The 22,429-nt window shown below is 62.8% G+C and carries 17 protein-coding genes and 4 pseudogenes; 12 read left to right on the top strand and 9 right to left on the bottom strand.

Features of this window, described 5'->3' with window-relative positions; translation table 11 throughout:
- Nucleotides 1–10: 10 nt before the first annotated feature.
- Nucleotides 11–760 (bottom strand): maleylpyruvate isomerase N-terminal domain-containing protein, encoded by a 750-nt coding sequence (locus DQP58_RS08120; RefSeq protein ID WP_240629659.1) that lies wholly within the window; start codon nt 758–760, stop codon nt 11–13.
- Nucleotides 761–1,206: 446 nt separating this feature from the next.
- Here DQP58_RS08120 and DQP58_RS08115 point away from each other — a divergent pair, with 446 nt between their 5' ends.
- On the top strand, nt 1,207–1,827 hold the full coding sequence (locus tag DQP58_RS08115; protein ID WP_112707918.1) for a TetR/AcrR family transcriptional regulator: 621 nt from the start codon (nt 1,207–1,209) through the stop codon (nt 1,825–1,827).
- Nucleotides 1,828–1,894: 67 nt separating this feature from the next.
- Here the strand turns inward: DQP58_RS08115 and DQP58_RS08110 are convergent, their stop codons facing one another.
- On the bottom strand, nt 1,895–3,331 hold the full coding sequence (locus DQP58_RS08110; RefSeq protein WP_240629636.1) for an ArnT family glycosyltransferase: 1,437 nt from the start codon (nt 3,329–3,331) through the stop codon (nt 1,895–1,897).
- A 426-nt stretch (nt 3,332–3,757) separates the two neighbouring features.
- Between DQP58_RS08110 and DQP58_RS08105 the strand changes: the two genes are divergently transcribed.
- Nucleotides 3,758–4,552, top strand: coding sequence for an LLM class flavin-dependent oxidoreductase (locus DQP58_RS08105; RefSeq protein ID WP_112707916.1), 795 nt, complete (start codon nt 3,758–3,760; stop codon nt 4,550–4,552).
- Here DQP58_RS08105 and DQP58_RS08100 read toward each other — a convergent pair.
- From DQP58_RS08100 to DQP58_RS08090, 3 genes and pseudogenes are all read right to left on the bottom strand, one after another.
- Nucleotides 4,513–4,851, bottom strand: a pseudogene (locus tag DQP58_RS08100) (ATP-binding protein); the annotation flags it as partial. The gene DQP58_RS08105 and the pseudogene DQP58_RS08100 sit on opposite strands and share 40 nt — an antisense overlap.
- A 328-nt stretch (nt 4,852–5,179) precedes the next feature.
- Entirely contained in the window at nt 5,180–5,608 is a 429-nt protein-coding gene (gene arr, locus DQP58_RS08095) for an NAD(+)--rifampin ADP-ribosyltransferase (protein WP_112707915.1), read from the bottom strand.
- Between the two features lie 301 nt (nt 5,609–5,909).
- The gene (locus DQP58_RS08090) at nt 5,910–6,788 is read right to left on the bottom strand and encodes an SDR family oxidoreductase (RefSeq protein WP_112707914.1); all 879 of its coding nucleotides are present in this window, start codon (nt 6,786–6,788) and stop codon (nt 5,910–5,912) included.
- Nucleotides 6,789–6,862: 74 nt separating this feature from the next.
- On the opposite strand from DQP58_RS08090, the gene DQP58_RS08085 reads away from it, so the two are divergent.
- The 5 genes and pseudogenes from DQP58_RS08085 to DQP58_RS08065 all read left to right on the top strand — a co-directional run bounded on the left by DQP58_RS08085 (nt 6,863) and on the right by DQP58_RS08065 (nt 13,682).
- Complete coding sequence (locus tag DQP58_RS08085) at nt 6,863–7,450, top strand: TetR/AcrR family transcriptional regulator (RefSeq protein WP_112707913.1); 588 nt, start codon at nt 6,863–6,865, stop codon at nt 7,448–7,450.
- Nucleotides 7,447–7,656: pseudogene (locus DQP58_RS27070) on the top strand (membrane dipeptidase); the annotation flags it as partial. The gene DQP58_RS08085 and the pseudogene DQP58_RS27070, both read left to right, overlap by 4 nt.
- Before the next feature lie 625 nt (nt 7,657–8,281).
- A pseudogene (locus tag DQP58_RS08075) lies at nt 8,282–11,575 on the top strand (amino acid adenylation domain-containing protein); the annotation flags it as partial.
- A gap of 10 nt (nt 11,576–11,585) precedes the next feature.
- Nucleotides 11,586–12,380 carry a GAP family protein gene (locus DQP58_RS08070; RefSeq protein ID WP_205869370.1) on the top strand — a complete coding sequence of 265 codons (795 nt, stop codon included), beginning with the start codon at nt 11,586–11,588 and terminating at the stop codon, nt 12,378–12,380.
- A 27-nt stretch (nt 12,381–12,407) separates the two neighbouring features.
- Complete coding sequence (locus DQP58_RS08065) at nt 12,408–13,682, top strand: glycosyltransferase (protein WP_112707911.1); 1,275 nt, start codon at nt 12,408–12,410, stop codon at nt 13,680–13,682.
- 303 nt (nt 13,683–13,985) lie between these two features.
- On the opposite strand, the gene DQP58_RS08060 is transcribed toward DQP58_RS08065, so the two are convergent.
- Nucleotides 13,986–14,624 carry a TetR/AcrR family transcriptional regulator gene (locus DQP58_RS08060; protein WP_165827826.1) on the bottom strand — a complete coding sequence of 213 codons (639 nt, stop codon included), beginning with the start codon at nt 14,622–14,624 and terminating at the stop codon, nt 13,986–13,988.
- A 237-nt stretch (nt 14,625–14,861) separates the two neighbouring features.
- Here DQP58_RS08060 and DQP58_RS08055 point away from each other — a divergent pair, with 237 nt between their 5' ends.
- A complete protein-coding gene (locus DQP58_RS08055; protein WP_112707910.1) occupies nt 14,862–15,746 on the top strand; it encodes an alpha/beta fold hydrolase in 885 nt (294 codons plus the stop codon).
- Nucleotides 15,747–16,124: 378 nt separating this feature from the next.
- Here the strand turns inward: DQP58_RS08055 and DQP58_RS08050 are convergent, their stop codons facing one another.
- The gene (locus tag DQP58_RS08050) at nt 16,125–16,367 is read right to left on the bottom strand and encodes an AraC family transcriptional regulator (protein ID WP_112707909.1); all 243 of its coding nucleotides are present in this window, start codon (nt 16,365–16,367) and stop codon (nt 16,125–16,127) included.
- 169 nt (nt 16,368–16,536) lie between these two features.
- Between DQP58_RS08050 and DQP58_RS08045 the strand changes: the two genes are divergently transcribed.
- The 3 genes and pseudogenes from DQP58_RS08045 to DQP58_RS08030 all read left to right on the top strand — a co-directional run.
- Complete coding sequence (locus tag DQP58_RS08045) at nt 16,537–17,214, top strand: stage II sporulation protein M (protein WP_240629632.1); 678 nt, start codon at nt 16,537–16,539, stop codon at nt 17,212–17,214.
- A gap of 295 nt (nt 17,215–17,509) precedes the next feature.
- Nucleotides 17,510–18,541, top strand: coding sequence for an SGNH/GDSL hydrolase family protein (locus tag DQP58_RS08040; RefSeq protein WP_240629630.1), 1,032 nt, complete (start codon nt 17,510–17,512; stop codon nt 18,539–18,541).
- A gap of 626 nt (nt 18,542–19,167) precedes the next feature.
- Nucleotides 19,168–19,341: pseudogene (locus tag DQP58_RS08030) on the top strand (decaprenyl-phosphate phosphoribosyltransferase); the annotation flags it as partial.
- A 621-nt stretch (nt 19,342–19,962) separates the two neighbouring features.
- Here the strand turns inward: DQP58_RS08030 and DQP58_RS08025 are convergent.
- Together DQP58_RS08025 and DQP58_RS08020 are read right to left on the bottom strand one after the other, a co-directional pair.
- The gene (locus DQP58_RS08025) at nt 19,963–20,643 is read right to left on the bottom strand and encodes a TetR/AcrR family transcriptional regulator (protein WP_112707907.1); all 681 of its coding nucleotides are present in this window, start codon (nt 20,641–20,643) and stop codon (nt 19,963–19,965) included.
- Complete coding sequence (locus DQP58_RS08020; RefSeq protein WP_112707906.1) at nt 20,640–21,569, bottom strand: fumarylacetoacetate hydrolase family protein; 930 nt, start codon at nt 21,567–21,569, stop codon at nt 20,640–20,642. The genes DQP58_RS08025 and DQP58_RS08020 overlap by 4 nt, the downstream gene beginning before the upstream one ends.
- A 101-nt stretch (nt 21,570–21,670) precedes the next feature.
- Here DQP58_RS08020 and DQP58_RS08015 point away from each other — a divergent pair, with 101 nt between their 5' ends.
- Nucleotides 21,671–22,420, top strand: a complete 750-nt coding sequence (locus tag DQP58_RS08015; protein WP_112707936.1) for an MBL fold metallo-hydrolase — start codon at nt 21,671–21,673, stop codon at nt 22,418–22,420.
- The last annotated feature ends 9 nt before the right edge of the window (nt 22,421–22,429 follow it).

Below are 22,429 nucleotides of genomic sequence, written 5' to 3'. Positions count from 1 at the left end.
AGATGGTCGGTCATTCGATCAGGTCGTCCGCGGGGGGACGTAAGCCGCCGTTGGTAAAGGCGGGAAGCACCTTTGTGAAGGCGGACATCAGCTCGGCAGGGTCCCCTTCCCAAGGGAGCGCACGCAGCTGCGCGACGCTGCGTCGCCCCCCGAAGGCACGCAGGGCCTCGAAATCCGAAATGCTCAGAGCGACGCGACCACGCGCCGCGCGCGGATCACCGAGTTGTACGGATCCAACTGTGGGAGTGCACAACCGGAGCGCCGGCAGCTCAGCTTGTCGAATGAACTGGTCACCCATCGTTGTCACGAAGCTCAGGGCCGCCTTGAACGCCGGGTCGCCCGTGCGCAAACCCGATTCACCCAACGCACCGCGGATATCGTGCTCATGGGTCACAGTGTCGAAAACGAGCTGGCAAACCCCTGCATCAGATGCCAGATCAAGGTTCGCCGACACCGCGTCGAGCGATTGGCCCCACAGGTCGAGTAGCTCGTCGATGCCGTGGCCGTGCAGCCGCGCGACCTGCGCGTCAGCCCAAGGCCCAGTGCCTTTTCTCTCCAAGTTCAGCGAAATGATGTCCTGGGCAACACCCGTCAGGTGTGCGACCACCTGCCGGATCGTCCACCCGGGGCACGCAGGTACCACCAGCTCTGCAATGCCAGCACGGCCGCGGAGCAGCGCATCGACACGCTCGTAGATGAGACGGTATGCCGCCACCGCAACACGCATCGGCACTAGTTCGGGCAACTGCCCGCACGGCACGCTCAAAAGGTCTTCCCCTCGCCGACGCTCGGAACTTGGACCGCCCCGAGAGACGCTACAGCATTATTAAGAAAAATAAGACATCTCTGTGGTAACGGTAAGGGCGAGCCGACCCGGGGTGGACGAAGACCGACGGGGGAGCGGCGGGCGTAGCAGAAGGAGAGTAGGCGATCGCGTCGTCTTACCTGCCAGGTGTGTCGATCACCGTGGGCCTCGTCGAGGCCGTCTTCTTCATAGCCCGAGGCTTCATGGCCTGGTCGGTCAGCCACCCTGGACATCAACAATGACCTAGAACGGTGAGGACAGGGCCCCGTCAGGACGCTCGGGGATCGCAATGCAGAATGCTTGGATTAACCTGCAGTACAACACGATCCAATATGGCGCACTTTAACTAGCAACTTGCCAATCTGATCCGCCACGTTAGTGAAGCACTGTTACAATAAAGGGTGCCTCGCCCCATCGACCGCGTAAAGCGTCAGGATTTGCTCTCCAGCGCCAGTGCCGTCCTCGCGCGGACAGGCCTGCTCGAAACTTCTTTGCGCACGCTGGCCGCCGAGTTGGGCACCAGCGCGCGGATGCTGGTGTACTACTTCGGCAGCAAAGAGCAATTGATTCTTGAGGTGCTCAACCGTCAACAACGCGCTGCCATCCCCGACACTGACGAGGTAGAGCGCCCGAGCTCGCTTGTAGCCCATCGAAAGTGGTGTTTTGAGGATTGGCATGCCTGCACCCGGGGCGAGCGCAGTGACACCCTGCGAATTGTCTTGCAAGTGTTCGGCGCGGCCTGCGGGCGCGACAGTCCATACCGGACCTACACCTGGGACACGTTGTCCCTACTGACCCGCAATTCCCAGGCGCGCCTGGAAGCTCTGGGTATTCCGCCCTATGTCGCTGAGACTCGTTCTCGGATCGCGCTGGCGGCCTTCCAGGGTTTCATCATCGAATACTTCACCGCTGATGACCCCGGCTACGTCGATGACACCTTCGCTCGATTCGTCGATGAATTCCTACTGGCTCCATGGAGCACCACCGATGGTCCACCGCGGCGGAAAGGACCTGGCCGCTAATCACCAGCTCGCGGACCTGGTGGTTGCTGCACGACCTGCGGATCGAGCCTCAAATCGATTGAAGACATCAAAGATTCATCAGTTGTGGCCACGTAGAGGACCACGGTTGTTTGGGGTGGTCGCATTTCCAGATGGTGACGTCACGGGTGATAAGGGGCATGCCCAGTCGCACTCCGAAGGTTTCCATCGGTATTACAGTGGTGAACCACTTCTGCAAGTCTGATGCGGTGCTGCCGACCCAAATGACGGTCTCGGCGTTATCAGGTGGGGCGCCGAAGTATCCGAAGCCGCGCTTGGGACTGTAAACCGCCGGAAGACCCGCCGTCGATCGCTGGTAGTCCAGTGCACTGGCCTGGGGGTAGCGCTCGGTGACAACGACCGCATTGCGCCGCTGCTGGGCCGGCAACTTTCGGTAAGCGCCGGCCACCGCCGCCGTCAGCTGCGACCAACCGATCTCGCCGTAGGGCTGGCCTGCCACGCCGGCGGCGAAATCTGCCGCTGGAGTGAGTTGCGAAGCCGAGCGCCACGGGGTCGCCCGCACGCCAAACGCGCCGATCGATACCAGGACGGTCAGCACGGTGGCGATAGGGATCCAGCGGCCGCGCAGCACCGCCAGTTCCACAGCGCCCGCGGCCATCACGGCCGAGTAGATGCCGGCGCCGTATTGGATGCGACCGCCCGTAGCCGCGAAGATCGTCACGACAAGGACAAACGCCAAACCCAAAAACCGGTACGGGCGCAGGCGCGGGGATCGCCACAGTCGCCAGACCCCGTACGCCAGCAAGACCCCACCGAGCACACCACACATTTGCACCGCGCGGGGAATGAAGGTCCACGAGCCGAACAACATGTGGGTCTGCCCACGTACGACTGCACCCATACCCAGTTGCGGCCAACCATGCCGGGCCTGCCAGATCAGCATCGGGAGCGCCGATATCGCCACCGCTGTAGCACTGCACCACAGCGCAGGGCGACGCAGCAAGGCCCTGGGCCCCACGCATCCCACGGCAAGCAGCATCGCGATCCAGAAGACCGGTACGAGCCACTTCACCTGCAAGGCTAGGAGCGTCACCAGCCCCGCCACCAGCAGCAGACCGTCGCGACGAGTCCGCACCCAGCGGACCACCAGCCATGACAGCACCGCCCATAACCCGGTATCGACAACATTCGTGCTGAGCGTCGTCGCCTCGCCCACTATGCCGGGCGCGGTGCTACTCGCTGTCGCGGCAAGTACCTGCGCGAGGCGGCCGCCGCCCATCTCCCACGCTGTAACGGCACTGACAACTACGACGAGCAGCGCAGCAATTACCGCCGGGATACGCAGTGCTGCAAAGGATCCTGGAAACAACCAATCCATACCGCGTGCAACCAGTGGCACCAAAGGGCCCTGATCGGCATAGCTAAACGACAACCGCTTACCCGCTGCAATGAAGTACAGCTCGTCGTAGTAATAGCCATAGCGCATCGCAGACAGAGCCGCCACAATCCCGGCTGCCACGGCCACGGCCCCCACCGCACACGTCGCGAAGCGTGGGCACTCGCCGGGCACCTCCCGAACTGTAAGCTCAGCCACGCGCATGACCGTAACACTTGCTTCACTAACAAGTGATGCCGGCATCTAGACCTTCATCGCCCGCTACCCGCGCACGTTCGCTCCCGGGAGCCCTCTACTCCAAAGTAGCTGCAGCACTGTACGAATACCGACATAGCGATGTTTACTGGCAATCCCTGCATGTTCGATTCGTGCATACCCCTTCGGCGACACGGGACGGCGCCGGAGCTGCGTGCTCTAGTGGTGGGTAACGCGCCCCGAGATTGCCCTTATCTGCTCGACCAGGATGTCCCGTATGTCGTCGCCAATTTTGGCTCCGGCTTCAGTTCAGGCCTGATGGTGACCGGTGTCGTGTGGGGTTGGCGCTACGGTTGGTGAATGCGTCACGCGATCTATGTGCCATTGTTCGGTGCGTTAGCTGATCCACACGCGATGGCGGACATCGCTCTGGCGGCCGAGCAGTCTGGGTGGGATGGGCTGTTCGTGTGGGATCACGTTCTAAGTCCCATCGAAGGACGTTGGGAGATTGCAGATCCGTGGGTTGTACTCGCTGCGGTGGCGGTGGTGACGGAACGTATCAGGTTGGGTCCCATGGTGACTCCGCTGCCACGCCGGCGCGTGCTCAAGCTAGCTCGAGAGACCGTGACCTTGGATCGGCTGAGCGGAGGGCGACTGATCGTGGGCCTGGGTGCCGGCGGCGATGTCGGACGGGAGTATTCGGCTTTCGGAGAAGACCCCGACCCACATCGGCTAAGCAGAGTGCTCGATGAGGGCACGGCCGTGCTGACGTCGTTATGGTCAGGTGAGCGGGTCAACCACCGGGGATCGCTGGTAGCTGAGGGCGTAGAGGCGATGCCCGGCCCGGTTCAGCAGCCTCGGATCCCGCTGTGGTTTGGCACCGCATGTACGACGGGCGGACCAGTCCAGCGGGCGGCCCGTTATGACGGCATCTTTCCACTCGGAGCCGATGCTGCGGGAGTCGCCCGGATCGCAGCAGCCGTTGCGCAGTTACGGGGCGGATGTGAGGGTTTCGACGTCGCCGTGGCCGTCCGACCGGGCGACGACCTTGATGAATTGGCTGCTGCGGGCGCGACTTGGGCAATGCATGCTTTTTGGCCCGGACATCGACCCGATCAGGTGTTGCGGGCCATCGATCGAGGAATACCTGGCTGATCCACGCCGGTGGTGGCTGGGCGCCGATATCCGGTTCTTTTCCGGCGCGCTGTAGTTTTCGAAGTCCGCAGCCGATATAGCTCCGTCCCGGTTTCGAGGATGTGGGCGTTGAACGTGATGCGGTCGACGATCGCAGCGACCAGGCGTGGATCGGGGAATACGGCTCCCCACTCACTGAACGGGAAATTGCTTGCTAGACCGACGCTGACCCTATCCCCACGCTCGGTGATGATCTGGAACAGCAAATCTGCTCCGCGAGGGTCCATTTGGACGTAGCCGAGTTCATCGAGGAGCAGCAGCGGGCGTGGGAACTTCGCACCGGTGATCCGTCGCGCGCGGCGACGTTGGGCACGGTCATCGACTTCGGCAGGACGGCAAGGATATGGCCTGCTTCTATAACCAGCACCGCCGTCATCGACGGGCCAACCTCATCACTGAACTTCATGCATGTAGGGACAGCGCTGCTCTACTCGGGTGCCGTACCGGTTCCTAGACCTGCGTGATGAACGCGCCCAGGTTGCCAACCAACTCAATGCTTATCGCGCCGAGGGTTGTGTGATTGAGTTCGCCCAAAAGCGAGGAAATAGCCAAGACCTTTGGAGCGGGCTCAATGCGTCAGATGGGGATTCAGTCGTAGATGACGCCAAGTCCTTGGCGCTGGAGATCGGCCAAATTGTTGCGCATGGCTTGAATCTGCTCGGATGAATGGCCCATCCAGTCGGTAATCTCGCCAACTATTCTCACGGGCTCCCGGGTGCGGTAGGACCGGGTCGGATTCCCAGGAAGTTTTTTGTCCGTCACGTTCGGGTCGTCCTCGAGTTCGCCGTCGCATTCCACGATGTAAATGCGACCCCGACCGTCTCCTTGGGCCAGCTCAGCTCCCCACACCGCAGCATCCAACGTCCGCGTCACATAGACGTGGTTCATGATGCGGCCCTGCTCAAAGTTCGATTCGCGTCCTGGCATCAACAGATCACCCACTGCGAGATCAGCTTTGGTGCCGTGAAGCAGCGCACCTGACTCGTGCACTTCAAAAGGTATCGGCGCGCTCGCCACAACAAAACTCCTCGTCCGTTGCGATGCATGGTCGGACGATTGTGCCGCAGGTCAGGGGCCTTGCCGCAAGCCCCCCTTGCGGCCGTAGAGTGAGACTGGGAGAGACTCCGAGGTTGTCGCTGAGTGATCGTCCCGCCGGCCAAGTGGAAATATCTCAGGCGACCTCTGTACCCGTCGTGATGCCCTCGGCGGCGGCCGGATTGGCCGGGGTCCACGCCGGCAGAATCACCGAGGAAAAGCACTGCCGCTCACCAGAATCGGGGTCGATACGGCGGTTGTTGGACCCGCGGCGAAGCTGAATTTACCTCTGTTGGTCGCCCAAAAGCCCCTCTTCGGCGGCGAACGCTGACCGCATCCGGGTTACCTTGCGGTAGATGACGCGGTCAACGAGGGCCGGTGTGATTGCACGTGCCACAGTGCCCAGTTTCTGGATGGCCGGTGAGAGATCGAGTTCCCGGCGGCGATCCGTAATAGCCTTTGCAGCCTGTGTCGCCACAGCGCTGGCGGGTACGCGCGTGATGTCGTTGGTGCGCTTGATCGAAAGGTCGATTTTGTGTTGGTTGCCGTCGGGTCCGAAAAAGGTGCGCCCGGCGCCGTCATCGCTATACATATCGCCGGGATTGATCGCCAGCACATCAACGCCGTGCGGGATCATTTCGAGTCGAAGCGCTTCGAAGAACCCGTTCATGGCGTGCTTGCTGGTGGTGTAGCCGAGGTAGCCGGCCATCGGCAGGTGCCCGCTTCCCGATGTGACGTAAGCGATGAGGCCCTTGCGCGCGATCAGGTGATCAAGTGCGCGGTAGGTGGGGTAGGCGGCGCCGAAAAAGTTGATCGCCATCGAATCGCGGATCGGGGTGAAGCTGTGCAGTTCGTCGAGCCTGCCGTAGGTGGCTGATCCGGCATTGAGGACGAGAACGTCAATGCCGCCGAAGCGCGAGACGGTTTGCTCGACCATGCGGTCGCAGTCTGCTTCGTCGGTGACATCGCTGGGCACGCTCAAGGCTGTGCCACCGGCGGCAGCGATCTGATCACGGACCGCCTCCAGGCGGGCCTGGTTTCGCGCCACCAAGACAACGTGGGCCCCCTGAGCGGCGAGCTCCATGGACAAAAACTGCCCCAGGCCCTGCGAGGCGCCCGTTACCACGACTACTTTGTCCCGCATTTTCCTTGACTGACCCATGCCGAACTCCCCACCAGCGCTACTTCCGGTGCGCGCTTCTTGATTAACGTTCAAGAGCTTGCCAGGAGTCTTGAATGGGCGTCAAGATGCCTGGTATGCCGCGCAATCACCAGCACATCGATCGCGCCGCCAAAGCCGCCCGGATTCTGGATGCGGCCCAAGAACTGCTCTTGCGAGACGGCTACGACGCGACGACGATGGCTTCGATCGCGCGCGCCGCAGGCGTGGCCAGCAATGCCGTGTACTGGTATTTCCCCGGCAAAGACGAATTACTTGCCGCCGTCTTAAAGCGTCGGCTCGAGCAGGCGGCAACCCGAGCCGACGTCGACTATGAACAGTCGCTCCTGGTGCGCGCGATGTCGGCGTTGGCCGAACTCGACGCGGTTTCCACACTCACCTCGACGGTGCACGAACGTGCAAAACACTCACCAGCGGTGGCGTCGGTGCATCAAACCTTCCACGACATCCTCAGTGAACGCGCGACCGAAGGATTCAAAACCGCCGGAATGTCTGACAATGATGCCCAGATGGCTGCCGCAGCTATCATCGCCGTGATCGAAGGGCTTCATCTGCACGAGCCCGCTCGTGACACCGATGCGCGTAATCATCTCGTCGGATGGCTCATCCAACGGCTGATCGCGACAACGGGCAGCCATTCCTGATTCGCGACGGAACCCATTGCAGTGCGCACGCTGGACTGGATATGTGTGAAATCGCTACCGGTCCAGTCATTTACAGCCGATCAGCATGCGGGCAGTTCGGGACCACCCTCGCAACATCATTGACGATCGGGCGCGGGCACGCGCGGCCTGCCGGCAGCGTCATTGAAATTACCGGCGTCGGCATCTTTCTCGGACCCGATACTCCCAGACGCGGCACTAACGCCGCGTCAGCGCCTAATGGATCGACAGCTCGGCCGAGGGCCGCAAAGTGCGGCCTTGCGAACCTGGCTGAGGCCGTCATAAACCACTGAGGCCGAGGCGCTTTGGCCGAATCGACCCGAGGTAGCGGGTGACAGGGATTCGACGTCCGGGACCATCAGACGAAAACGGCGATCTCGAACGAGCAGATCGATTCGTTCCACTTCTGCGCCAGCACTGGGCTTCACATCACAAATAGCAGCACCAGCCATCGGTCCCCTTAGCAGGGGAGAGTGGAGCCAGCGCCACCTCAGCGCGTCGAGCAGTCGCAGATGTGGTCGAGGTGCGCGGCTAGGGCATGTGTCGGTCGTGAGTATTGGCAAAAACCCGCAGAACTGGCGCTGCATGTGTAAAACTTCGCAACCGTAACTATGTCGAGCGGGGCGCTGTAACCGGCCACCTCGATGTTGTCGTCACCTGAGGTTCTGGACGAGTCGATCGCGGGGTCGGCTGCCTGGCCAAGTCGCGCCGAAGGGCGCCTAAGCGTGTTTGGCCGCAGGCGTGCGGGTCGGCTCGTCTCGCGTTGAGGTCTGGAGACTGCGAATGCAACCTGATGTCGTCGCCTCACCCGTGGCCGTTGGCGCCGGCAAGGCCAAGCGATTGACGTCTATCGATCTGCTTGATGCCGATGATTGCCGCGACCTGGACGAGTGGGGCAACCGAGCGGCGCTGACGCAGGCACGGAGCACACCAGCATCCATTCCAGCGTTGTTCGCGGCGCAGGTGGCCGACGCGCATGAGGCGGTGGCGATCACGTGCGGGGGCCACTCGATGACCTACCGCGAGCTGGACGCAGCATCTAATCGGTTGGCGCATCTGCTGGCCGAACGCGGTGCGGCCCCAGGCGAGCGTGTGGCGATACTGCTGCCGCGCTGCGCCGAGGCCATCGTGGCAATCCTGGCGGTGGTCAAGACCGGAGCGGCATACGTGCCGATGGATCCAGCACATCCCGACGCACGCATCGTGTTGGTCCTCCGTGACGCTGCGCCGATCGCCGTGATCACCACCGCCGATCTGCGAGGGCGGGTGGATGCGTTCGATGTGCCTGTCATCGACATCGACGACTCCGCTATCGGCGACCGGTTCGGCGGCGCGTTGCCAGTCCCCACCGCGGACAACCTCGCCTACATCATCTACACCTCGGGAACCACTGGCACGCCCAAGGGTGTGGCCGTCACTCACCGTAATGTGACCCGACTGCTCGAGGCGCTCGACGCCGAAGTTGCGCGGGGGCAGGTTTGGACGCAATGTCATTCTTTGGCTTTTGATTACTCGGTCTGGGAAATCTGGGGTTCGCTTCTGTGCGGTGCGCGGCTGCTGATTGTGTCGGACGGTCTCGTTCGTTCATCGGAGGAATTTCACGCTCTGCTTGTCAGCGAACGAGTCAATATCTTGAGCCAGACCCCATCGGCGTTCCATGCGCTGCAAACGGCGGATGCGCTGCAGCGCGAGACGGGACAGCTGAAGCTCGAGACGGTGATCTTCGGTGGCGAAACGCTTGAACCGCAGCGCCTTGCTCCGTGGTTTGGTAGCCATCCGCAGCTGCCGCGAATGATCAACATGTACGGCATCACTGAGACGACCGTGCATGCCTCGTTCCGGCAGATCTGCGTCGATGACACCGATGCGACCGTCAGCCCGATCGGTGTGCCGCTAAAGCACCTGGCCTTCTTCGTGCTGGACAGTCTGCTGCGACGGGTGTCGGCGGGTGGGGTCGGCGAGCTCTATGTGGCCGGTGCTGGAGTCGCGGCGGGATATTGGGCCCGGTCCGGGTTGACGGCCTCCCGGTTCGTCGCGTGCCCATTCGCTGCGCCGGGGGCGCCAGGACAACGTATGTACCGCACCGGCGATCTGGTGCGGTGGGGTGCTGACGGTCAGCTGGAGTATGTGGGCCGTGCCGACGAGCAGGTCAAAATCCGCGGGTATCGCATCGAGCTGGGCGAAATCCGGGCTGCACTGGGCGAAATCGATGGGGTGGGTCAATCGGTGGTGATCGCCCGTGAGGACCGCCCCGGCGATAAGCGCCTGGTCGGCTACATCACCGGAACTGCGGATCCGGTCAAAGTCCGCGCGCAACTAGAGGATCGCCTGCCGACCTATATGGTGCCGATCGCCGTCGTGGTGCTGGAGGCGCTGCCGCTGACGGTGAACGGCAAACTCGATACCCGGGCCTTACCGGCACCGGAGTACCTGGACGCCGATCGTTACCGAGCGCCGGCAGACGTGGTCGAGCAGATCCTCGCTGACATCTACGCCCAAGTCCTCGGTGTCGAGCGGGTGGGTGTGGATGACCCCTTCTTCGATCTGGGCGGGGACAGCGTCTTGTCCATGCAGGTGGTGAGTCGAGCGCGGGCGGCCGGCGTGCTGTTTCGCCAGCGCGATGTTTTCGTTGAGCAGACTGTTTCTCGGCTTGCCCAGGTGGCCGTCCTCGCCGATGGCGAAGCAACCGTGGTCGATCCGGGCATCGGTCCGGTGGTGGCCACCCCAATCATGCGCTGGCTACATGATTTTGAAGGTCCGGTTGATCAGTACAACCAGACGGTGGTGGTGCAAGCTCCGGCAGGAGTGACCGAGGCCGACGCCGTCGTCTTGCTGCAAGCGCTGCTGGACCGTCACCCGATGTTGCGGCTGCGCGCCGAGGACAGCGCTGCGGGCGATTGGTCGTTGGTTGTGCCCGAGGCAGGAGCCGTCGATGCCCGCGCCTGCTTGCGGTCGGTGGACGCGCTGTCGGATGAAGCGCTCGTGGCTGCGCGGTCACGGTTGAATCCTGCGGCGGGTGCGATGGTCACCGCGTTGTGGGTGCCAAATACGGGCCAGCTGGCGCTGATGATTCACCACCTCTGCGTGGATGTGCCTTCGTGGCGAATCCTCTTCGAAGACTTGAACATTGCCTGGCTGCAGCATCGCAACGGGCTGCAGGTGGAGTTGCCCTCGGGTGGAACCTCCTTCGCGCGATGGGGGTCGGTACTAAACGAGCACGCGCGCAGCCCGGCGGTCGTGGAGCTGGCCGACGTATGGCGGCAATTGCTGGCAACCCCTGCCGCGTTGCCTGCGGTGCAACCGGGGGTCGATACCTACGCCACCGCGGGGCACCTGTTGGTAAGCCTGGACGCCGAGATCACACGCCAGTTGGTTGCCGAGGTCTCGGCCGCGTTTCGCACTGAGATGCAAGACATTCTATTGATCGCGTTCGGGTTGGCCTGGAATGAATTTCTAGGCGCCCGTGGTGCTCCGATAGGTATTGCCGTCAAAAGCCACGGACGTGCCGAACATCTGCGGGACGATATTGATCTGTCGCGCACGGTGGGGTGGTTCACCAGTAAGTTTCCGGTGGCGCTGACCGTGGGAGAACTGCCCTGGACGGATGTGGCAGCGGGCGGGGCTGAGCTCGGGCCATTGATCACGGCCACCCAGGAGCGGCTTCGGGCCCTTCCCGATGATCTGACCTATGGTCTGCTGCGCTACCTGAATCCCCAGATACGCGTGGATGGTTCGGAGCCGGCCATCGAATTCAACTACCTCGGACGTTTCGACGCCGATGCGGCCGGCCTCTCCGATGGTCTGTGGCAGATCGACCAGGATGCAATGTCCTCCACCGCCGCAGCCTCCGCGATCCCTACGCCGCTCGGGCACACCGTAGAGTTCAACGCCGCCCTCCTGAACACCGGCACCGGCACCGGGCAGCGCGTGACCGCAACATGGACATGGGCACCCTCTGCACTGAACCAGAACCAAATCGAGAGTGTGAACCAGTTGTGGGTCGAGGCGCTAACCGGCATCTGCGCTCATGTGCGACGAAGTGTCGATTCGACGTCCACGGTGGCTCTGACTTCAGTTGAGGCCAGCCGACAAGATCCAACAGGGTAGAGGCCCAGCCGTGTGGATCTCAGTGCTGGGGTTGTCGTTACTGATGGCGGTCCACCCCTTGCGCCTCGGGGTCACCCTTCTGATGATCTCCCGGCCACGGCCCGTGCAGAACTTGATCGCCTACTGGGTCGGCAGCGTAGGAGTGGGTTTACCCGCCCTGCTGGTTCCGCTGATGGTGCTGCACGGCACGCCGGCTTTCAGATCTTTTGCGATAGGTTCGACGATTCCGGGTACCAACTGCAGCGCCCACTACATTCAAATCGGTCTGGGCGTGCTCTCGCTATCGGCCGCCGCGTTTATGGCGGTTCGCTTTGCGAAGCTTCAGCGCGTACACCTGCCGACAGCGGGCGGTAACGCGTCGCCGTTGGTGCTGGAACCGAGTACACCGAACGCAGTCTCCCGGCTGTTAGGCCTCGGACAGGCGACACCCGCGGAGGACAGATCTACGATCCGGCGACTACGCACCCGCGTCCATAAGGGGTGGGGGACCGGAGCTTTATGGGTCGCTTTAGTGACCGGTGTCGTAATGGCGCCGTCACCCGACGTGGTTCTAACCGTGCTCGCGATCGTCGTGCCCTCGGGAGCACCGATCGGATCGCAGGTTGGCGCCGCCATCGCGTTCGTCGTCGGGATGTTTGCGGATGCCGAGATCATCCTTGTGAGCTATCTGATCACACCAGCGAAAACTGAAGCGGTACTGAGGATGCTGCAAAACTGGGCCAGTGCTCAACGCCGGAAGCTCCTGGTAGCCACCCCCGCAGCGATTGGGGTCCTGCTGGTGGCGACGGGCATGGGAGTCGCCTGACCCACCACTGAAAGTCAGAGGTAAGCAATGAAGTTCGCATTGGCCAGCTACGGCACTCGAGGCGATATCGAGCCTTCTGTTGTCATTGGCCGTGAATTGCAACGCAGAGGACATGACGTATGCATCGCAGTCCCACCCGACCTGGTTGACTTTGCGGAATCGGCTGGGCTTACCGCGGTGTCCTACGGAGCGGAGACGCAGGCCTGGATGGACGCCTTCCGGAACTTCTCTACAACCCTCTTCAGCAAGTTCTGGCGAATTCGGGACATATCGCGCTGGGGGCTCGAAATTAAGAAGGTCACCAACCAGTCTTGGGCGCACATGAACAAGACACTGCAGTCACTTGCGGATGGGGCCGACCTAGTGCTCGCCGGACAGACCTATCAGGAGATCGCCGCCAATGTGGCGGAATACCAAGGTATTCCATTAGTCACCGTGCATCACGTCCCGATGCGTCCCAACGGACAGGTTGTGGCAGTTTTGCCGCCACCGGCTTCTCGCTTCGCGGTGCGGGTGTTTGACTGGCTGACTTGGCGCCTGAGCAAAAAGCTCGAGGACGCGCAGCGCGCCGAACTCGGCCTGCCGAAGACAACGTCGTCGTCACCGCGACGGATCGCCGCATTGGGAGCATTGGAACTTCAGGCCTATGACGAGGTTGCATTTCCGGGGCTGGCAGCTGAGTGGACGAAATTTCGGCATGAACGGCCCTTCGTGGGCGCACTGACGATGAATTTGGCCACGAGCGCCGACGAGGAGGCCGCATCATGGATCTCTGAAGGGACACCGCCGATTTTCTTCGGCTTCGGCAGCATGCCGGTGGAATCTCCGGCCGACACGGTCGAGATGATCGGCGAGGCCTGCGCGCAGCTGGGAGAGCGGGCACTGATTTGCGCCGGCTGGAACGACTTCGACGACGTCCCGCATTTTGATCACGTCAAGGTCGTCGCCGCGGTGAATTACGCGTCCATTTTTCCCACCTGTCGCGCGGCCGTTCACCACGGCGGCTCGGGTACCACGGCCGCAAGTCTGCGCGCCGGAATTCCGACGCTGATTCTTTCGGTGGATGGCAATCAGATCATCTGGGGAGCGCAGGTGAAGCGCCGCCTAAAGGTAGGCACGCACCGCCGTCTGTCACTCACCACCCGGGACTCTCTCGTCGTAGACCTTCAGAAGATTTTGGCGCCCGAGTACGCAATCCGAGCTCGCGCACTTGCCGCCCGGATGACTACGCCGGCCCAAAGCGCCGCTAAGGCCGCAGATCTCGTCGAAAGTGCTGCCAGCAGGGCAGATACGAGCGGATGAGCGGTCTGGTGTCGCGCCAAAATCGAATCAGGCTGTTGCGGTGATGAACGGAATGATCGAGGGCGTGGGACTAACGACGCCGAGGCTCTACGAGCGGGATGATTCATCAGATGGACTGGCGTACCTTACTGGTAGCCCGCCATATTCAGTCTGTGCGTATTCCTACGTTCCAACGGGCGTAAGGCCCAGGGTCATTCGGTGGGTTCATCTGAGGGTTCGATCGTCGACCAGGGCCATTAAGCTCCGCGTGGCATCCGCGGCCTGGCGTATGTCCACCGCACGCCGCAGGACGCGATAGCCGCTTCAACTCGGCGTCACAACGATGTCGGCGTTGCCCTCGGCGGTGCCGGCGATCGCACCGCGAACAAAAGTGGCAAGCGCGCGGGCGGGAAGGCTTGAGGCCAGAGTGCTGTTTGCCGCCCGCTGTAGCGCGAGCCCATGAGACAACGCGATCTGGGAAACGCCGAATTCGTAAGGGGTGAGCTCGGATTCGATTCCCAACCGATCAAAATGAGCTGCGATAAGTCGCCCGAGCCGTTGCCGGTAGGACTCATATATCGCGGCGAACTCGGCAGCCTTGACGCCGCCGCGCATCGCGTACAGCTGAAATTCCGTGCTCAACAAGCACCAGCTGCCATCGTCGCCGAGCACCTGGTAGCGGTGCTCGATCGCCGGAGCGAGGTCGGTGGCGTGTTCGATGCGGTCGAGCGCCCGACTCAGCGTGTCGATTTCGGCGTCGAGGTGATGGCGAAGTAGTTCGACGAACACCTGGTCCTTCGACTCGAAGTTCGAGTAGAACGCCCCACGGGAGAACCCCGCTTCCTCGGCGATGACGTCGATCGGTGCGGCTTCAAATCCCACACGAGAGAAGACGCGACCAGCGGCGTCGATGAGGCGTTGGCGGGTCAAGGCTCGTTGCTCAGCGCGCGTAAGTCGGGCCACGGCTTCCTCCTTTCGCTGGCCGCACACGTTGCAGCGTACGGGAAACTTGACACATGAGTGACACGACCGCATGCTAATACAACACTGTATTTGAATGGACTTGTGCATGTAAGTGCGCTGATTACCAGAAGGGGATCTAGTGGAGATTTCATATGGCGTTGCGGGGGCAGTATCCCGCGCCGTCCACCAGACGGACCTCGCCACCATCCCCGAGGACAGCTCCTTCGCGGGCGGCGCATGACCAACAATGGCGATCCTGCTTTCCCCGGCGTCCCGGGCGCTCGCGAGTGGATTCAGGGATCGGAGACGTTCATCAGCCGCCGCGGGCATCGCATCGCGTTCCGGCGCCACGGGCAGGGTCCCGCAGTGTTGCTATTGCATGGCTTTCCCACCTGGTCTTATGACTACGCGGCGGTGGCAACCGACCTTTGCCGTGATCATGACGTGATCACACTGGACTTCCTTGGATACGGCGCATCTGACAAGCCGAACCCCTATGACTACTCGGTCGCGGAATCCGCCGACCTGATCGAAGACTTGCTCGCGCACCTGATGGTGGACGCGGTTCGTCTGGTCGTTCACGACTATGGAGGCATCGTCGGCCAGGAACTCGTGGACCGCAGCTTGGCCAACGGTCTCGGTTTCTCGATTGAGTCGGTGGTGGTGCTCAACTGCGGCATCGTCTACAGTGCGTACCGGCCGACTCGTTTGCAGAAGCTGTTGATTTTGCCGGTCATCGGAAAATTGCTGGCTGGACGTATTACCCCGGAGCGGGCGCGCTCGGGACTCGACGCCGTGCGGGCCACCAAACTCACCGACACCGAGTTCGACGACCTGTGGACCGGAATGTCCTACCGCGACGGTCACAAACTCGCCCACCTGCACATCAAGTACAACGCCGAACGGGCCCAACATCACCGCAGATGGGAAAGCGCTCTGGCCAATTGGCGCGGCCCCGTACGACTGGTCTGGGGACTGGAGGACCCGGTGTCGGGTCGTCACGTTCTGGAGAAGGCGACCGTCCTGCTGCCGCGGGCCGAAGTGACGGAACTACCCGGCACCGGCCATTTCCCGCAACACGAAGCGCCACAGGCGGTCGCCGCGGCGATACGGGCGCGGTGATCACCGCGGAGACGCACCGGAGCTGCAGCGACCATTCGTCCCGGGTATGGAGGTCGGTTCGGGTGACGTGTAATAGCCGGTAATCCGTGTCAATTCTTATCCTCACGGCACACAGGTTGCGTTGAGAATCAACAAGGTTCGAGATTACTGGCAACCCGCCATGTTAGATCCCGACAAGTAAAGCGAAGCAAATCACCGATTCACTGAGCCGGGGCCATTATTATCTGCACGCGAAAGTTACTCGGGAGCAGTATGATTCGATGCTCATCGCGAGTGGAGACAGGCGCGCACGGTCGTGACATGGCTCGAGGCTAGCGAGCCGAGTTCCGAGGATGTTGCGCGCTGATTGCGCTGTCCCGCAGAGTTATTGCGGCCGATTCATCGCCCGCAGCGGGTTCGCAACCGCAGATAGGCCCCGGGGGTGAGGCCGTAACGCTGGCGGCGCACCGTCGTGAACCGTGCGGTGCTGGCATAACCGCACATCGACGCGACCGCCGACACGGTATGGTGCTTGGACGCCAGGATCTCCCGCGGCGCACTCCAGGACGGCGATGGCCCCGACCCGAGGACAATCAGCAGCAAGGGCACATGACCGCGTACCACCAGCCGATACAGATACATCGCGGCTATCAACGAGCCGCCAACTATCAGCAGTGGGCGGCCGGTGACGAAACCGACCAGCTGATCCAGCTAATGACAGACCATCAACCGCACACCACCGCAACAATCTCACAAACTCAGCCGCGCCACCCGACCATCTCGATCAGCGAATCGTCCCGCTCAGCGCCCGGTGTCCGCCAGCGACGTACTGGTGTATGAAAAGCTCAAGAGAAAGGTCGGCATGACCGTCCGGCAGTGGCGTCCGTTCCGCATCGTCGGCGAGAACGCCCAGGTCTACCTGCTGGCTAATGCGGCGGCGTACGGCTCGTTTATGGTCGGCTTCTGCCTCGGTCTGTTCTTCCCGCAACTGAGCCAAGCCCAGCACACGCGGTTACAGCAAGACGGCACAGCCGATCTGGTCCAATCGCTGATCACACATCCCTGGCTGTTCGCACTGGCGATTCTCGCGGTGAACACTCTGAAGATGGGTGCACTAACCATCGTTATGCCGTCCATGATCGTGCCGTTCGCCGGCATCGTGCTGTTCGCCTACTGGGCGTTTACGACGGGACTGACGCTCGTCCCGCTGAACGACATCGGTTGGGTGGCTCTCATACCGCACTCGTTGACGCTGATCGTCGAGTTCCAGGCCTACGTGCTGCTGCTGTTGGGTGCCTATCTGCTCGGCAAGTCCTGGGTCGTCCCACGGACCGTCGAAGCCGTAAACCGCCGGCAAGGCTACCTACGCGGGCTGCAGGACCTCGGCTGGCTGGCGCTGCCGGCCCTGGCCTTACTCGTCGTCGGCGCGGTCTACGAGGCATTCTCGTTGCGCTACTTCGTGCACCCGCTGGCCGAGAAGCTTTTGTAGCGGTAATACCTTGGCGCTATGGACACGGTGACGATTCGCGATCTGCGAAACAACGGGGAGAAGTCCTGCACCGCGTCGCGCACGCATCAAAGCGATTGGCCCACACGAAAATTTAACCGAACGGGATGGTCGAGGTGCTCAACTGATTCACCATGAGATTACGGCTGAAATACTGCTCGGGCTCGCTGAGCTCGAGCACACCGAGCGGGGCTGGCTGCCGCACAGACTCCCCGCTCGTGCGCGTGCGCAGAGTGACGACCCACAGCTACTCGGAGCCGAATCGCAGCCGTCCGGAGTGCGGGTGGCATTCCGGACGGCTGCATCCGCGATCGAGCTCGACCTGCACCGGACGCGGGTCGTATTGACCGGCGTCCCGGAGCGGCCCGACGGCACCGTTGATCTCGTCATCGACGATCGGCTGACAGTACAGGCGCCAACGTCTGAGGGCGACACGGTGCGTATTGACCCGGCGAACGGCGAGAGCAGACGGGAATCGGGTCGGACCGCGACCATCCGTTTCGACGGGCTGGGTCTTCGCGCGAAAGACATCGAGATCTGGTTGCCGCACTACGAGAGGATCGAGCTGGTCGCGCTGCGCACCGACGCATCGGTCAAACCGTTGTCCAGCTCCCGAAAACGCTGGGTGCACTATGGCAGTTCGATCAGCCAGGGCTCGAATGCCGCGAGCCCGAGTACCACGTGGCCGGCGATCGCTGCAGCGCTGGCCGGTGTGGAGCTGATGAACCTCGGACTCTCCGGTAGCGCGCTACTCGATCCGTTCGTCGCCAGGGCCATTCGCGACCAATCCGCCGACGTCATATCCGTGAAACTGGGCATCAATCTCGTCAATGCTGACCTGATGCGGCAGCGGGCCTTTGGACCTGCCGTGCACGGATTCCTGGACACCATTCGCGACGGCCATCCCCGGACGCCGCTCATCGTCGTTGGCCCGCTCTACTGCCCAATCCACGAAATCACTCCGGGCCCCGGCGCTTTCGATGCCGACGCGCTCGCACATGGCAAGGTTCGGTTCATTGCGACGGGCAATCCCACTGAGGCAACGCGATTGGACGGCTTGGGCCGACTGACCCTCAGCTATATCCGTGACCAACTTACCGACATCGTCGCGCGAAGACGTGACAATGACTCGTTCATCCACTATGTCAACGGTCTGACGCTTTACGGACCGGCCGACGAAGCAACCCATCCACTACCTGATCAGCTCCACCCGGACGCGACCACACATCGGCTGATCGGGGAGCGGTTCGCCGCGTCGACTCTTACCCCGGTGCTACGGCCGGCTTCAACCGACATCCGGGATGGCTGATCAGACTTGATGCCATCATTAGCCAAGGGTGGCTGTCGCCATACCTGTATCCGATGGGGAAGCAAGGGAACGTCAGCTGAGCGCAGCGCTCGAGTGAAACATGGAACGCGGACCTCGGGTCGGGGGAAGCCATGATTCAACAGATGCAAACGGCGTACTTTACTGGTAACCCGCCGTATTCGTTTCGGCCATATTCGTCTCTACGTGCATTTGCGGGATCAAGGCGCGACAGGCGCCTGGAGGGTGCAGGGGAGTGTCTGTGGTCCGCGGATGGCTGGGTTGTCTCGCCACGTGGGGTTCCCGCAGAGTGCGGGTCGCCGTGCTAAGCAGGTGTTGGCCCGCGTAGTGTCCGTCGGGAAAGCGGGCGAGCTGGCGGCGGGGGGCCCGGTGCACAGTCTCGCCGGCAAGCAAACGGACTGGCGAAGTGCAGATCGTTGACTTCACCATCCTGGTACGGGTACCCGGCCATCTCGCCGCAGTGCGCGTTTGCACCGAGGCAGAGTCTGGTGAAGCCGCTCACTATGCGTCCCAGGTCGGGGGAGTGGTTGTGCCGCTTCCGCTTCCACCACCCGACGGCAGCGCCGCCGGCCCGAACTGTGCGCTGGACTCTGCTGTGCCGTCAGAGGTCGTGGTCTGCCATCTCGATGATCCCGATCACGATCGCGATGTTGCGCTATGCCGTAGACGTCGACGGCGGGATGGCCGGTGAACCCGAGGACATCGTTCTGAAAGACCGCGTCCTACAACTACTTGGCATCGTGTGGGTCGCGGCCATTTGCACCGCCATCGCCTTCGCGTGAGTGGCACCGATCGAGACAGCTTAGAGACCTTGGCCGACTTGGTGAGGCGACCAAGCCAGACCCATCACGGACCGCAGGTGATAGAGCCCCCCGTCGCTGACCCGAAGTACATGGCGGACGAGAGATGTTGGTTTACAACGCCGTCGAGGTATGCCCGAACGAACGTTCTTCGCGGCATCCCCGATTCTGGTCTTGTAGTGGTCAGCTCGGCGACGCCAGTCGGCAACCACACGCAAACCATGGCCAGTGCAAGCCCGTAGTCCGCGGGTGAAGTGCGCTTCTCGCGTGCCGACCTGACTGCCCCAAGGCCCAGCTATCAGGCGTGCCGCAGCACCCAGCGGAGGAGAGGGGCCTTGGTCCGCCGGGGGCCACGTCGCCCGCGTGACTGCTTAATCGCGGAGGATAACCGAGTGGCCGGGCCCCGTTCATTGGTCCAAGGCAAAGGAGAGTTATCACCGGGTTACGGCGGTGAGCCTAGCGGGTTCTTGCGTGACTACCTACGGCCCCGCAGGTCATGGCGTGTCGGGTTCCGGAGGGTCTGGGCGGCTCAGATTCTGTTTCACGTGATGCCGGGTGCCTGGCGTCATAGATCCTGCTCTGCCGTGTCCGACACGGGTCTGGTCAGTACGGCGTGGTGGCCAGGGCGGTGATCCCGCCTTCGGCGAAGCGTAGGAGTGCCTGGTGGCGTTCGTCGGTGTCGCTGGTGTGCATGCGGCCGTCGGTGAGGCTGTCTAGGCGCAGGTTGTTGGAGTAGGTATGCAGGGTGGCTGCCAGTAGGTGCAGGTAGGCGTCGTGGATGGCCGCCTCGCCGGTAGCCGGGAACAGGGCCTGTAGCGCGGCGATGAAGTCGGCGGCGATGGCGTTGAAGTCCTCGACGATGAAGCGTCCGATGGGGTGTGCGGAGTTGGCGAGTTGGGCGATGAAGCGGAAGTAGTTGTCCCACCCCGGATCACCGGCTCGTTGGCGCATGGGTTCGGTGAATGCGTCGATGACGGCGCGCAGGCGCTGTGCTCGGGGCCCGCGTGCGGGAAGTGCCGCCAGCCGGGTGCGGCGGTCGTCGTTGAGGGGTTGGATGCGGCGCAGCACAACCGCGCGGAAGAGGGCCTCCTTGCCGCCGAATTGGTCGCTGACGGCGGCGAGCCGGGTGCCGGCGTGGTCGGTGATGTCGCGGACGCTGACACCGAAGTAGCCGCGGTCCGCGAAGAGTTCTTCGGCGCTGTTGAGCAGCCGATCACGTAGCTTCTCGCGGTTGGCTTCACGCGAGGCAGGTGGGGGCGGGTCGGCTGCTGCGGGGCTGGTCATAATTCGATTCCCTGCGACGGCGTGGTGATGGTGTGTTCGATGTCGCCGATGCCGTCGATGGCCAGTTCCAGGGCGTCTCCGGGGCCCAGCCAGTGCCCGGTTTCCATGCCGCTGCCGCCGGGAAGCGTGCCGGTGGCGAACAGTTCACCGGGATAAAGGTGTTCACTGCGGGAGGCGTGCGCCAGGACCTCACCCAGACTGTGCTGCATGCCGGCGCTGGACACCGTCGACACGACAGAACCGTTGATCGACACCGTTCCACGCAACGCGTCGATGCGGGGCAGGATTTCATCGGCGGTGACGGCGACCTCTGACAACGAGCTGGCGAAGTGCTTGGCCTTCTGCGGACCGAACCCGCTGTCCATTTCGGCCCGCTGCACGTCGCGGGCACTCCAGTCGTTGAGAACGACGAACGCGCCGATGGCGTCGAGCGCCTCGGCGGGGGTGGCATTGAACAGGCCCCGCGCCAGAACGAAACCGATCTCCAGTTCGTAATCGAGCGCCTGACTATAGGAGGGTGCCGCGACCGGCGTGCCCGAGGGGATAAACGTCATCGCGTTCGACATGTAGTACATCGGCTGGGCGTAGAACAGCGGCTTCGGTTTCAACAGGGGGAACGGGCGCCGAATGAGCGCTTCGACGGTCTCGACGAGTCGGTACTGGCCCGGATGGAAGCGCCGCAGCAGGCCTTGGCTGGCGTTCAGGACATGCTGCTCGTAGAGCATGAAGTCTCGAAACGACACCGGCTGCAAAGGCAACAACACCGAGCTGTGCTGCAGGTGTTCATCAACACGGGCGACCTCCCAATCACGGTCAAAAACCCGACCACCCAACGGGGTCCAGTCGGTGCTCGCCTGCCAGGAGCCGTCGGCGTCGCAGGTCTGCAGCTGCAGACCTGCGGCGGTGCGCACACGCCTGAGCTTCACCAGGAATCCATCCTCACATCGGGCCGGAACAGTCGTTCCACTGTATCGCAGAACGATGCTATCGTCGGAACAATCGTTCCGCATTGGGTGAGGAGGTCGGCATGCAGGAAGTCGCTGACGACGTGTTCTGCGTGGCGGGCACCGCGGTCAACTGGGTGCTGCTGCGCGACGGCGCGGAACTCACCCTCATCGATGCGGGCTGGTCGGGAGACATCGGGCGGGTAGAGGACTCGATCCGGGCGCTGGGCCGGCATCCGATGGACGTTCAGGCGATCTTGCTGACCCACGCCCATCTGGACCACATGGGCGCGATCAACCACTTCCACCAGCGTTACGGCACCCCGGTGTTCATGAGCAGAGCCGAAGTGGGCCATGCCCGCGACGGGCACCTCGAACAAGCAACGCCTGCTGACATCATCAAACGCTGCTACCGGCCTTCGGCGCTGCGCTGGACCGCACGCATCATGGCTGCCGGCGCGCTGAAACCCGTGCAGCTGCCACATGCGCAGCCTTATCCCGGCGCGGGGGCACTCGATCTACCCGGCGCCCCGGTGCCGGTCGCTTGCGCGGGACATACCTCCGGTCACAGTGCCTTCCACCTGCCCGACAAGGGTGTCCTGGTCACCGGGGACGCGTTGGTCACCGGTCATCCATTGTCACCGGTCAGCGGCCCACAGTTGTTGGCGCCGTTCTTCGCCCACGCCCCCGCCGAGGCTGAGGCCGCTCTGCAGACCCTGGCCGGCGTGGATGCCGATATCCTCGTTCCCGGCCACGGGGCTCCCTGGCGCGGAACCCCGTCCGCCGCCGCCGAACAAGCCCGCCGCAACGCTGGCACGACGAACCGACTCTGACGCGACCGC

This window comes from Mycobacterium colombiense (genome assembly GCF_003284975.1).
GTDB lineage: Bacteria > Actinomycetota > Actinomycetes > Mycobacteriales > Mycobacteriaceae > Mycobacterium > Mycobacterium europaeum_A.
This window is presented reverse-complemented; position numbering and strand designations above follow the sequence as displayed.

Bases quoted from the DNA above. Each gene is read 5' to 3' on its own strand.
- DQP58_RS08105 (WP_112707916.1), top strand. From the start codon at position 3,758: ATGCGTCACGCGATCTATGTGCCATTGTTCGGTGCGTTAGCTGATCCA.
- DQP58_RS08090 (WP_112707914.1), bottom strand. From the start codon at position 6,788: ATGGGTCAGTCAAGGAAAATGCGGGACAAAGTAGTCGTGGTAACGGGC.
- DQP58_RS08085 (WP_112707913.1), top strand. From the start codon at position 6,863: ATGGGCGTCAAGATGCCTGGTATGCCGCGCAATCACCAGCACATCGAT.
- DQP58_RS08065 (WP_112707911.1), top strand. From the start codon at position 12,408: ATGAAGTTCGCATTGGCCAGCTACGGCACTCGAGGCGATATCGAGCCT.
- DQP58_RS08055 (WP_112707910.1), top strand. From the start codon at position 14,862: ATGACCAACAATGGCGATCCTGCTTTCCCCGGCGTCCCGGGCGCTCGC.
- DQP58_RS08050 (WP_112707909.1), bottom strand. From the start codon at position 16,367: ATGTATCTGTATCGGCTGGTGGTACGCGGTCATGTGCCCTTGCTGCTG.
- DQP58_RS08025 (WP_112707907.1), bottom strand. From the start codon at position 20,643: ATGACCAGCCCCGCAGCAGCCGACCCGCCCCCACCTGCCTCGCGTGAA.
- DQP58_RS08015 (WP_112707936.1), top strand. From the start codon at position 21,671: ATGCAGGAAGTCGCTGACGACGTGTTCTGCGTGGCGGGCACCGCGGTC.